Raw genomic sequence first — 13484 nt, forward strand, 5'->3', positions numbered from 1 at the left:
AGTTCTCCTATAAAGAATCCAATGGATCGATTTTTAGGACAGAATAGGCTGAAAATACTGCACCTAAAAGTGACATAGCTATAATTGCAGCGGATACGTAGGTTATAATTTGATAATTGATCAATACAGGAACTACTCCTGATAGAGATTCAACCGCTATCAAGTTAAAAATAAAACCAATTAGAAGACCTGTAGTAGTCAACAATATAATTTGAAAAATTATAGAACTAATAATTGTTCCATTTTGATATCCTTGAATCTTTAGAACTGCAAAAATTGATTTTTTTTGCATTGTTAATATGAAAATAAATATCCCTACTATCACTGCTGCAATGACAGACAATGAAATTATCATCAGACCAAAAGTGAGTAATTGTGGCAAATATCCGGGTAGAGACTCGACTAACGATTCAGTATCAACAAACATTAAACCACTTGGAATATCGGCCTCATTCAATATTGACCGATCCTTTATCATAACTGCGTTGATACGTTGCGGCATATTTTCAGTAGCACTTGCATTTGCGTCTGACTTGCTTAAAGACGTATCATAATTGAGGATTACGCTTGAAACGTCATCAACATGACCATAAACAACTGGCATAGTGTTAAAATTCGAGTTTTCTGTGAAACCACTAATATTGAATACTCTTTCGGTATTCGAGAGGACTAGTTTATCTCCAACTGATACAGAATATTTTTCCTTTATGTTATTGGTAATCACTACTTCATCTTTTTCCGAATTAATTTCACCATCTATAACTTTAGGAATAATCCCAGAATTCACATCTTCATATCCCATAAATGTAAGAGATAACGTTTGTGATTCATTAATTTTCGCATTTGATGTGCTAACAGTTAGGTACTCCACATTTTCATTCTTTAAATTTTCTATTTCGAAAAGATTGATTTGTGACGAGTACAGGTTCTTGTTCGAGGATTCAGTAATTATTACACCATCAACATCCCAGTGATCAATTGCAGTTCGATTTAACTGCGATAATCCATACGCTAAACTGGACAAAAAGAATACAAGGAACGATATTAAGACTATTACAGAAATAATCATTCCAAAACGAACTTTCTCTTTCTTAATTTCTTTTATTGCAATATACATCTCTTTTCTCCCCTGAATTAGATTGTTATTTTGTCGAATGATCATAGATCTATTCCTAAAGTAAAAATCAGTATCTATAAAGAATTAGTTTCTTTTAAACATGCGTATTCCAATCAAAAACATAGATATTTCGATACTGGCTATAATATTATATAAATATTTTTAGCGACTACTTTATAATTAATTTATAGCACATATATAAACTATATTGTAGCAATTTGCTATCTTTTCAACAATACGGAACATATCTTCAACTCTGCGAACATAGTACAGTTTGCTTTAAACCAACTAATCAGTCATATTTTATGTACCATTTGGTTGAATCTTATAAATTATAATAACATATCTCCTTACATTTATGATTACATCAGTTTAAATGTATTTGGTGACATGTTATAATTCTATTAGAAAGTGAGGTATTCAAATGGCAGATAAAGGAACTGGCGACAAAGTATTAGGTAAAGCTAAAGAAATTGTTGGTGATGTAACAGGTGATGACAAAACCAAAGCCGAAGGAATTATTGACCAAGCAATTGGAAAAGCTAAAGAAGTCGCTCACGACATCAAAGAAAAGTCTGAAGACATTGTTGACGATCTAAAAGAAACAACAGACAACGTAGTTGAAGACATCAAAGATAAATTTAATAAATAGCTCGAAAAGAGCTATTTTTCTTTTCACAAACTCAACATTCTCAACATTAACCAATTTTAAAAGATTTATCTGAAATGCAGTTTTGAAGCCAAATATTTCCGAAACATTGAATTGATTTTAAGGGAAATGTAATCAATAAATTGATTTCAAATGCTGTAGAGTGACTTTCCTTTTGAAATAAATATTCAGACTCTCGGATTTGATCTTTCGTTCGCCACCCAAAAAGAGATCAGTATTTATGATACTATGTGGTTGTCAAATCGATACTCGGTCTTTATCTACCGATTCATTTTGGAACAGCGATCTACGATTGATATTATTGCTGCACTTTCATGTTTCTTTCCAGTTATTGAAACAATTTCGAGATGCCAATTATATTCAGGGTATCTATATTATTGGATATCATATCAATTATTAGCACAGTTTGATTCCCAAAATTCTATTGAAAGTGATTCGATTTGCTTCTTTTCTCCTCGTCTCATGAAACATAACTTAAGAGGTCCAAACAATAGTTTTCCTTGATTTTCCAGCTATACACCTGTTGTGTGGATACGCAAGGTTTATGAGGATGATATCTTTTATAATTGTTTAGACAAACATCGACAAAACGGACCTTGGTATTATATCGAGAATTGATATTATCAATCAAATGATAGTACTATGTCGAATATCCATTTTCCTTTTCTTATTATGATTGCTTTTATACTTCGAAACAGTTGGATACTAAATAATAACTTCACGTCCAACTTGTTACATCGAATATCCTATACTCAATAAATTTCAACTTGATCATTAATTTTCTTATTTAATTGCTCATGCAAAATATGAAAGATATTTCTATTATATGAAAAAACCGCGCCATGGTGGCGCGGTTGACATTTTACTTTGAACAACTTCGAGTCAACTGCTTTATAAAATGTAGTCTATCCTTATATTTTAATAGGAAATTTTATTTATCTATTTCACTCTTTTTTAATAACCTATTTATGACGATTAGAATTAGACCTGACGATATTATTACATATGAAAGTAAATTTAAATTATTTGATACCCCTGTTTTTGGCAATACATCAGCTTTCGGTTGCTGTGGATTTGTAGGAGTGTCAGGTTCTTTAGGAACTATTGGTTTATATATGTACCTCACAAAAATATCTTTATCTGTAAATAGTCCAGATGAATTCGCAGGTTTTTCAATTAAGTCGTATCCCTGAATATATTTTTCCTCCGTCGAGTACTGACTTCCAATTTCACCTGTTAATTTGTGACCTTGAATTAGATCTTGTCCATTTTGATCAACATAGCTAACCAAAACACCTCCATAAGTTGTTTGCTCAGCATTTTTTTCATAAATGAAATTAACCACGACTTCTCCATTTTGATAAGTTCCACTTAGGATTCCTTCATACTTTTTAAATGTATACCCAATAATTTCTTTTGGTTTGATCGAATAGTACTTACCTACAGAATCTGAAAACATATCAATTTCTGAAATTACATTACCAAGATTATCTAAATAGTTTACTGTTACTTTACCCCGCAATGTATCTGCTTTTCTTTCTCTATAAACATATATTACTATAATTTCATCGGTTCCTGCAGTTCCGGTTGCATTGCTTGGTACACCCACTACTTCATAAACTTTTCCATCGAATGTAATTTCGTTGGGTCCATTTGTAGAATATTGACTACCTGCTAAGAACATATTCTCTGTTGACTGTAATATTTCTACATTAGACTCATTGATATATTTTGTAGTAACTTTAACTCCATTTACATTCACTTTTCGAATCATAGGAACCGCATAAGCTCCTTGATCATCCTGAATTTGATTTGGCAATTTTCCAATAATCTCATTTGATGAATCCGCAGCTGCATAGGTGTATGTCAGTTGTACTTCTTCGCCTATATATTGTGGTTTCAGTAACTCATCTCTTAGCTCTTCAATTGAAAGTGCATCTTCATTACTATTAACAAATACCTTTACTCTTGATAGATCCACATCTATTTTTTGGCCATTTGTGTCTACCCCATCATCAACAATTATGAAACTTTCTGTACCAAGAAGACTATCAAAATTCACCATTGAGTTATAATCAATCTCTATTGTTTCGTTAAGATTGCCAAATTCCGTGAAATATGGTCTTGTCGTATCAATTTTAAACGTAGATACATTGGGACTTAGTAACTTAGTTACATTACCTGAACCAACATTAATGTAATCTAAATATTCCGAAGGAACGTTTTTAAATAAAGGATTATCCGCACCTTTAATTGTATCACCTGAAGTATACATAAAATATTCTACCAGCGATTCCTTGACTGAATCATTCTCTCTACTTAATTGATCTGTTCCATAGGAATTATCGATAGATGAATCTCTATAAAACCCAGTCAGTTGAACTTGGCCCCCAACTCCCGCTGGCACATTTGAAGCTCCACTATTATTTTGAATTTCTCTCAAGTATTCATTCAATTTTTTAGAAAAGTCATTAACACCTAAATCCTTAAGTTGACTATTTGCTGTTGAAATTGCACCTGAAATGTACATTTTCCCTAAAAATCCAAGTTGCGAATATCCATACGGGGTTATATGCAAATTTGAATTTGTATTAATGTAATACTTTGGATTTTCAGCGTCAGACCCTACAATTACCCCATCATTGGTCACTCGTAAAAAAGTTTGTGCACCACGTAATCCGTAAGATGGCGCACTTCTCATTGTCAAGATGATGTCACTTCTATTAGTGTTGTATCTAGTTGGTATAATTATATTATTTTCACTTGTGAGCATATAGTCGTTAACCATACCATCTGCACCATATCCGACTAAATTCGGAAAGTACGTATCAGATCCATAATTTCCAATTGATTCAGAATCTATAGCTCCATCCATTAATTGTTTTTCACCTACAGAAAGAACTGAAGAAAATGTTTCACCTGCGATAATATTGGGAGCCCCAACGATTGATTGAGTGGGTAGTGAAAGACCTTGATAAGTTAAGTCCCCATATTTTGTTGGATTGGAATTAATAAGACTTCCAGAACGATTATAAACGCCCATATATCCGGAGTACCTATCTTCGACAGCAATATTATTTGCTAAAAAAAATTCATTGTAAGTCATACCTTCTGTAAAACTTATTTTTCCATTATTAGCAGATTCAATCAATTTCGATACATTTTCATCTATAACCGCATCCAAGTCCCCTTTAGTAATCTCACTGTTTTTATAATAGTTCTCATCTGGGACTAAATAGTTCGGTTTACTTAAATTTGACTCTTGCGCTCTAACAGAAATTGGTTGAACAGTTGTTAACACAAGTGATGTTAAAACTGCAAATAATATTTTTATATTCTTTAAACTTCTTTTTCTCATATTCTCTCCTTTTTTACAATAATCTTAGTAATGCTCTTTTATAAATTTAAATAGATTTTTGAAAATACATTTAGTTAAGATTAACTTAAAATGTCATTTTACTTATGGCGTCTCCTTTCATTCAATTAACATTACGGTCCAGAATTATCTCTACTTGTAATTCGAAGAGTATATCTTTTAGCTCTTACTTAGAATACTAAATCTCTTTTGAATAACTACGTAGTATTCTCGGACTCAATCAATAGATGATTAATACATCACCTACAATATAGACGAATTATATATTTCTTTAGACTTACATTAGTAATATAATTTAATATTACATTATTTATGATGTTTTATCTACACATAATTATAAGAAGGTTTTGTTAAGAATATGATGTACTTAGTTTATTGTAGTTTTTAAGCTCAACTTCATTAACCATGCAGAAAATTTGATAGTTTACTATGCACATTCAAAGTAATTTATTATTGCACTATGGATAGTTAGGACCGTCACTAATTTAATAATTTCTAACTAACTACAGGTCAATCTTAGATTCAAAAATTTATAATTTGCGCGACACTATACAGTGCATTAGTAGCAATCCGTTAATTCGTATAAAATATTTATACTTCAAATAGAACATCTACTAAACATACTACAATACTCTTGTTATGAAAAGCAGAACTCTATACTAGTGCGGCCGTTTTCTTGTCGTAATTGAAACAGTATTAATTGTATGTGTCTCTACAAGATTTCTTCATTTTTATTCGTAAACGTATATGACCGAACCTAAACTACTCTTTACTGTTCCACCCAACACCACAGCTTCAGGAAGTTATTTAATTGGTATTTCAATATTACCCTGTTTATCGACGATTAATGGTTTTGTGACTCCAGGCACTGTTCCTTTTGGATACTTACTTCCATCCGTTTTCATATGGGTGTGCCCCATAAAGTCAAGCACGAAATTGTTTAGTCTGTCACAAATTAGTAGGCACTTAAAAAAGGATACCGCTTCGAGCAAGCGTCAAAAATATGACGGAGAATTTAACAGTACACTCTTAATCTCGATAAAAGATGCAAAACCTAAACTGCACTTACAAAAGAATATGGTATCTCATACTCATTCCACCCAATTAGTTTACTGATTCTTATCTATTTATTGACCTCGGTTCAACTCTGTAAATCTATATTTCCTCCTACAAAAGATAGTCTTTTGAATAATTAGCTTTGGAAAAATTTCGCAGCAAACAAATACTTACGAACAATTACTAATAGTTTTACAAGATTTGAATATTAACTGTTTAAACGTAAATATATACAAGTTAGCCATGAAGAATGGAGAATAACTATGATACTTGTTAAGATTTATATACCGAAAGGTTAAAGGAGAATGATATGAAAAAGTTTTTGAAACTACTAAGCGCTTCTGCATTAGCATGTATTATGATCTTGAGTTCAATGGTTCCCATTATTGCTGAAGAAAAAAATATTAGTTTTAATGTCTCACAGGATATTATTATAGAAACACAGTTCCCTGAATCAGATTATTTTCTAAGTGCATCAGTCAACGACAGCGAAAAAAAATTCACTATTCTAGATAAATCAAACATAGAAGTTGTGTCTTGGATTTTCGATAAAAATGAAACAAATAATAGTTTAATGACGAGAAGTATTAGTACATATCGTCATAAATATGAAGTAAATTTGCCTTCGGGAACATTTGTAAATGAGGTAGCTTTAGAGAAGGGCGGAACTAATCCTTACTATCAGTTTAATAGATTTATGTATTACAATATGTATGTGATAGGAGATTCTGCGTATCAAGTAGTTTCAGAAGGAATTGATGTAAGCCCTACTGGTCCAGGAGGGAACAACTGGCCAGCTGTTGGAGCACGCGTAAGCTTTACGGGAATTGTGGGGATTTCTGTGAACGATACCGCTTCAATCACTGTAGGTGAATTAATAAATATAGGTTTCTCAGAAACAACAACAAATCACTACACTAAGCGAATATACGGTGACTATACTATTAAATCAACAAATTGGTAGAAGAGAGGAAACATTATGGATAAGTTATTCTACAGAAAAGTATTCTTTGTGTTTGGACTTTTGATTTTTACGTGGCCATTTTGGGGTTGGTTTACAATAGTCGCTAAAGCAAACGGTCATTATTATATGTTGATTTTTAATTTTGAAAATTTATTACGACATATGGAATACTATATTCCTGGCCTAATACTAATGTTTGCAACGGCGAATAATAGATTTTACAAAAATTAAATTATAAGTGTCTTAAGTACGATTTTGTCTCTTTAATTTCTGGCGTCGGTCATTCAATGTCTAAAGAATTGAGCCAAGCCACGCATTTTCTATGCGAGGCTTTTTATAGCTCTTATCATAGTATTCATAGTTAATAATATTATACTTCTAGAAGTATAATCTATATTTCCAAGAACGGCTCGTTTTATTACTTCAATTAAGTTTGTTCTAGTAAACTGAAATTGCTACACCTTGGTTGAGAAATGATAAAATCAAATAAAGGAGCAACTTATGAATAATTATAGTAGAGAAACAAAAGATGAAATCACACGACTACATCTCAAAGAAGGACGTACGATAAAAAGTCTTACTCAAGAGTATCATCTTGGAAGTGGAACACTACAATACTGGCTTAGAGAACTTCGCAAAGAATGCCAAAACAACCCTTATATAGAAGAAGTTACATTATCATTTGAAGAATCAAAAAGGCTTATTTTAGAAATAAGAGAACTTAAAAAGGAAAATGAATTCTAAAAAAAAGCAGCTGCATTCTTTGCAAAGGAAACCGATTAAGTGAGTATCAGTTTATTAAAGAACATGGTAAAAACTTTGGAGTTCGTTGGTTATGCCGAAAATTTAAAGTAAGTACGAATGCATACTACAACTATCTAAAACAGAGAAAAACGCCATACTACGAGCAAAAAGCTAAAGTACAACGCTTTATTAGTGAATCATTTCATAGAAGTAACGGAACAATGGGAGTTAAAATGATGTCGTATTATTGTGCGAACCATGGATACTCCTACTCCCTTCCATCAATACGAAAATACATGAAAGAATTAAATATATCATCAATTATTCGCCGTAAAAAGCAGTTATTCAAGACAGGCAAGCAGCACAAGGTATTTCCAAACCTTATCCAACAAAATTTTCATGCAACAAAACCAAATCGAGTTTGGTGTGTTGATTTTACTTATCTGTACTTGATGAATGGAACACCTCGATATAATTGCACGATAATTGATGTGTATGATCGCAGAGTGGTTGCCTCTCAAAATGGAGCTTAAATTAATGCACGTTTAGCCATTGATACGTTACATAAAGCCTTATTAAACTATTATCCAGATAAGGGATTAATTCTGCATAGCGATCAAGGGAGTCAATTCACAAGTAAATCATTTAGTGATTTCTGTAAGCAACGTTTTATCCAGCAAAGCATGAGTCGCGCTGGATGCCCGTATGACAACGCAGTAATGGAGCGATACTTCAACACTCTCAAACACGAATGTACGAACCATAATTCATTTACTACAAAAGAAAGGATGGATTCGATTATGAATGATTTTGAACAGAAATGGTATAACTCAAAACGTACACATACTTATAATAATGGATTATCACCCAATCAAATCTATATCAATTCAACCCTAGTGTAGCAACTTTGCTTGACTAGAACAAAATGGAGTACCAATTAATGTAGTTTCTCGAAGATTGGGCCATTCAACTGTGGAAATGACACTAAAAGTCTATACTCATGTTTTTGAAGAATCGCAGAATCAAGCTGTTGCAGCACTGAATAAAATTTTCGAACATTAGTCGAAATGTATCTTCATTGTATCCCCACAGATAAAAAACAAAATAAAAACCCACTAAATAGTGGGTTTGTTTCATATTGGTGCCCAACCTCCGCCTAAGCGAACTTTGAGTTATCATACATGTCATTAGGACACATATTTATTCTATATAAATTATATCATGATTGGAAAAACAATCAAGTGATTTTGCAAATTTATTTGTTTGTTTTAAACTTGATATCCTTTACTCGAAGAGTGTGCATATCAATCACAATATCAAAAACATTTTTACGAACAAATATTTGACGTTGTGTCGTTGACATGTTTTCCCATTTCCACACACTGTTTGAAAGTTTAGTAATTTCGATCTCGTGCTTAGATTGATTGTTATAGAGCAGCTTACACTGACTACTATAGTAGTCGATGCTAACCAGCCCTTTATCCAATAGATAGTCTAATAAATTTTTGTTTGAATCAACTCTTTTCAATGTGTTCACTTTAGATTCTATAGAATTCATCACAATATCCTTTATGTGCTTGTTCATCTGAACCGTAAGATCGTTAATTAAGTTTGATTCATTGATATACTGTCCGTTATTATTTTTATAGTACAGGTAGTAACCCGCGCTCTTTTTTGTTGGCTTAACAGCTAATAATTCCCCTGTTCTGCTATCTTTACACTTCCCTTTGAATATGTACGGATACTGGCTTCTTTTATTCCTAAGTGCAAGAGCATGTTGTACGTCATCGAAGTAACTCGCCTCGAGTATCGCAGGCGAATGGTTATCAATTGAGATACGAGCATTCTCATATGTTCCCTTGTAAATTTTGTTGTTCAATAAGTGCTTAATTCTGTCATAAGTCCACATGAACTTTTCCATCCTATGCGCATTATTGAAAATATGTCTGATTTCTCCCCTGCTTTTAAATTCATAAAAGTATAGATAGTAAGCTTCTTTGACTATTGCAGATTCCCTTGGATTAATTTCCAGTCTCTTATTGATCAAATCATATCCAAATGGAGCCCTTCCATGCACCCAGTTACCTTCATAGGCTGACTGATCCATACCTCTAATAGTTCTTTCACTTATGGCCTCTGTTTCCCACTGTGCAACCAAAATAATCATTGACACAAAAAACCTACCAATTGCAGTCTTAGTATCAATCTTTTCTTTTAGACTGAATAATTGCACATCATAGTCGTTGAACAACTCCAGCATAAACATCAAGTCTGTCACACTCCTAGTGAGCCTGTCTAAATTGTGTACTACAACTTTACAGATTTTACCTTGTTGAATATCAGATATCAAAACTTTCATTTCTTTGCGATTCAAAGTTCGAGCAGAATAACCATCATCAATGTACTTGATAACCGGCTCTTGAAACTCTTCTTCATAAACTTGAAGATATTGTTCAATTCGTCTTTCTTGTTCTCTAAGATTATAACCATACTCCGCTTGATCTTCACTTGACACTCTACAGTACACAGCTATTTCCTTAATTACACTCATTTCTATACTCCTTTATTTTCAGATAACGGAGTACCCCCTTAAAACGCTAGCTCTATAATTGTAGCACATTGAAATAAAACTTTATATTAGCAATTATTCACCGCTGCTTAATAATTGATTAGCAAATTAAAATGACCCAACAAGAAACTTTATTAAAAATTCATTGATTAAACGAAATGGTCTACTACTAATCTTGTCTTGTTGTAACTTTTGAAATTTTTATATCAACTGAACGCATATGCCGTGTATTAATATACGTCTTCATGAATCCTTAATAACCAATGATCCGAATCTCCCCAAGTGGTACACTGTTATACTTCAATGCCATTTATTTGAAATGAATCATTATAATTAACTATTTTATATAGTGTGAGAACACCTCTCTCTTTTTTACAAAAATTATTTCGAATAGGTTATATATGATCCGCTCATTTATCGTTAAGTTAAGCATTTCATTGATTATAGTCGATTCTCTCAATTTATTTGCATCATAATCTAAGCTTTTAATGTATTCATCAATCATTAAGTCTATATTCTGATTATCTCCGATTTTCGTGTCCATATACTGAACTCCACTAGTATACGTTTCGTAAAAACTGCCAGATTCTTTCAAATACAACTGAACTAATTTTTTTCTCGACGAGAAATCCTTACTCCATTCATATTCAAATCCTAAATAGAATGAATTGTACGTCAAGTTAATAATTTTCAAGATAATTATCATCGGAATTAGATCTTGATCGTTGATATTCGCAGTACTTAAACGATTACCGGAATCTTTGAAGAATAGAGGATGATAACTGTTCTTAGTATATAATCTATGAGGAGCTTCCAACTTGCTGGTTATACTATCAATGTAGTCATCTTCTAACAGCTTTACCAACTCATTATAAGTACGAAAATTAAAATTATGTTCAACCGCAAAACTACAAATTGATTTGTAATCTAAGTAGTAGGCTACTTTTCTGTTAGTATGTCCCTTATTTCCTAAATAATCCATAACGCTTTCAATCGTCAACTCTGGGAGTTGCACTTCTAGGTCAATCATTTTTTCTAAGTACTCTTGCCCTTTGGTTTCGAATCCGTAATAGCCTTTTATCATCTCTACTATTGCAACCTTATCAGCACAATAAACAAAAGTAATTGGAACAGTAAATTGCAAATGATGCATAGACTCAAAAATCTTTACGACAAAATCAGGGCGTGCTCGATCTAATTCATCAATAAACAAGACAAGTCTTTGATTTCCTTCTATAAAATAGGACATCAAAAGTTTTTCTACAAACATTTTCCACCCTTCTTTTTCTCTTAACTTCCCTATAGTAGAAGTAGAAAAAATCACTCCCGTGGATTCCATAACTTAGTGGTTCTACCCCTAGTTTAGAAGAGACAAACTCATTAGTCGTGTCAATAATTCCTTTCTTGATCCCTAAATAGTCTTTTTTGATCTTTTTAATATGACCATGAATGTCATCATCTAGTTGTTTAATATTTAAATAACCACTATCATATAGAGTTTTAAATATCGCGACATTGGGATCTTCTAAGTAGTCCATTTCCCATGCATTCAAAATTAATGCTTTGGTCTGATAGCCCTGATCAAGATTAATCTTCTTCATCAGTTCTTCAACCAACATAGTTTTACCTGACCCCCATTTTCCATTTAAGAGTATGTGGCTAGAAGCATTAATTGTTAAATTCTTACCGCTTGTTAGCCTTTCAATAAAAACTTCCGAAAAATTTTCCCTACCATAGTAATTAAAATCAATCATATTAACCTCCGCATCTAGACTTAATTTAGCAGTCTTATATTGTTCCACAAATAATAGAGTATATTTACAAAGATTTAAACAACGACTGTTGTCAAACTGAACTTGTTTACAAATTTCTCTATTGAGAATACTTTAGTTCTATACCAAAGACTTATTCCGTAGCTTGACACATATTAATTTAATCCATTTGCAACTCTGGCAATCCTAATCAATAGTATTTCTGCCTCATGTTCATTTAAATATGATTTTATATAACAAGTATTCCACCATCCTTATCGCGGATATTTCAGGTTAAGATACCATTGCTTCAGTTTTCTAAAGAGATGTGCCTCTGGTCCCTGTTTCCCAAAGTTTCCATCAGTTTCTTTCGAAATAATAGCATGTAGAATCGCATGTTCGAAAAGGTCGCAGTATACTAATTTACTTTTGCTTTGAGAAGAGAATGGTATTCTTTGGATTTTTGCAAGGTTAGGTTCTGAAATGCTTTTATATATATTTTCATCAACATGATGACAGAATAATCCCTCATCTGTACGGCTAGTCTGACCTTTATTCGGACTCTTATTTTTACCCGATATAAAATTGTTGTAAGAAACTTCATTAAAGTAATCTTCAGTTGCTTCGCCGTATTTCTTTTGTAAAACTTCTACAGCTTTATCATATTCCAACTCAAATAGATCAAGATATCTATTTAGTTTTAAAGTGTAGTTATCATTCATAATCTCACACCCCTCCCAGAGTATCTTTTACTTTCAATTTTCAATATTACCTAAAAATACTATATCGCTACATAGGACATATATGCGTTTCCACTCATACTATCAATCAAATCTTTCCCGTTAACAGATAAATAGTCTCCTCTATTAATCACAATACGTTCTAATTTTGACAATGCGAACCATCCCATTTGTGTTCGCTCTTCATTATCCCAAATAGATGGGATTGAGTACTCTTTGGGTGGATTTATTATATTTCCTTTGCCAGCAAAGTCAACATCAGCTCGAATTGCAAAACTACCATCTTTGGTCATTAAAATAATCTTTTTAACACGGTCTCTATACTTCGCATCTGGTGCTTTGTTTATTGTAAACAAAACTTTTCCTTGATGCTCCCTTGCATGTAAATCATAAATATTGATACCTTCTTTAGGACTTAGATCTCCATTGAATCTACTTCCAAATTTATAGACGACTAGTAAATCATTTTCCACAATAATTACTCCCCTTCTTTCTAA

General features: G+C 32.4%; 11 protein-coding genes. 4 read left to right on the top strand and 7 right to left on the bottom strand.

Annotated features, from left to right (window positions below; genetic code table 11):
• Positions 1–7: 7 nt before the first annotated feature.
• The gene (locus G7061_RS06810) at positions 8–1117 is read right to left on the bottom strand and encodes an ABC transporter permease (protein WP_166119996.1); all 1110 of its coding nucleotides are present in this window, start codon (positions 1115–1117) and stop codon (positions 8–10) included.
• Between the two features lie 424 nt (positions 1118–1541).
• On the opposite strand from G7061_RS06810, the gene G7061_RS06815 reads away from it, so the two are divergent.
• Positions 1542–1769 carry a CsbD family protein gene (locus G7061_RS06815; protein WP_159636958.1) on the top strand — a complete coding sequence of 76 codons (228 nt, stop codon included), beginning with the start codon at positions 1542–1544 and terminating at the stop codon, positions 1767–1769.
• A 949-nt stretch (positions 1770–2718) separates the two neighbouring features.
• Here G7061_RS06815 and G7061_RS06825 read toward each other — a convergent pair.
• Positions 2719–5145 (bottom strand): MucBP domain-containing protein, encoded by a 2427-nt coding sequence (locus G7061_RS06825; RefSeq protein WP_166120001.1) that lies wholly within the window; start codon positions 5143–5145, stop codon positions 2719–2721.
• A 1384-nt stretch (positions 5146–6529) separates the two neighbouring features.
• Here G7061_RS06825 and G7061_RS06830 point away from each other — a divergent pair.
• From G7061_RS06830 to G7061_RS11000, 3 genes are all read left to right on the top strand, one after another.
• Positions 6530–7183 (top strand): hypothetical protein, encoded by a 654-nt coding sequence (locus tag G7061_RS06830; RefSeq protein ID WP_159636971.1) that lies wholly within the window; start codon positions 6530–6532, stop codon positions 7181–7183.
• A gap of 501 nt (positions 7184–7684) precedes the next feature.
• Complete coding sequence (locus tag G7061_RS06835; RefSeq protein WP_166120004.1) at positions 7685–7927, top strand: transposase; 243 nt, start codon at positions 7685–7687, stop codon at positions 7925–7927.
• A 551-nt stretch (positions 7928–8478) separates the two neighbouring features.
• Positions 8479–8829, top strand: coding sequence for a transposase (locus G7061_RS11000; RefSeq protein ID WP_370456908.1), 351 nt, complete (start codon positions 8479–8481; stop codon positions 8827–8829).
• Positions 8830–9182: 353 nt separating this feature from the next.
• Here the strand turns inward: G7061_RS11000 and G7061_RS06845 are convergent, their stop codons facing one another.
• From G7061_RS06845 to G7061_RS06865, 5 genes are all read right to left on the bottom strand, one after another.
• Entirely contained in the window at positions 9183–10478 is a 1296-nt protein-coding gene (locus G7061_RS06845; protein WP_159636996.1) for a recombinase family protein, read from the bottom strand.
• Positions 10479–10833: 355 nt separating this feature from the next.
• Positions 10834–11766 (bottom strand): P-loop NTPase fold protein, encoded by a 933-nt coding sequence (locus G7061_RS06850; RefSeq protein WP_166120008.1) that lies wholly within the window; start codon positions 11764–11766, stop codon positions 10834–10836.
• The gene (locus tag G7061_RS06855; protein ID WP_166120011.1) at positions 11699–12250 is read right to left on the bottom strand and encodes a P-loop NTPase fold protein; all 552 of its coding nucleotides are present in this window, start codon (positions 12248–12250) and stop codon (positions 11699–11701) included. The genes G7061_RS06850 and G7061_RS06855 overlap by 68 nt, the downstream gene beginning before the upstream one ends.
• A 272-nt stretch (positions 12251–12522) precedes the next feature.
• Positions 12523–12969: a hypothetical protein gene (locus G7061_RS06860; protein ID WP_166120017.1), complete on the bottom strand. Its 447-nt coding sequence runs from the start codon at positions 12967–12969 to the stop codon at positions 12523–12525.
• 59 nt (positions 12970–13028) lie between these two features.
• On the bottom strand, positions 13029–13460 hold the full coding sequence (locus G7061_RS06865; RefSeq protein ID WP_166120020.1) for a hypothetical protein: 432 nt from the start codon (positions 13458–13460) through the stop codon (positions 13029–13031).
• Positions 13461–13484 lie beyond the last annotated feature (24 nt).

This window comes from Erysipelothrix sp. HDW6B, assembly GCF_011301115.1.
Lineage (GTDB): Bacteria > Bacillota_I > Bacilli_A > Erysipelotrichales > Erysipelotrichaceae > Erysipelothrix > Erysipelothrix anatis.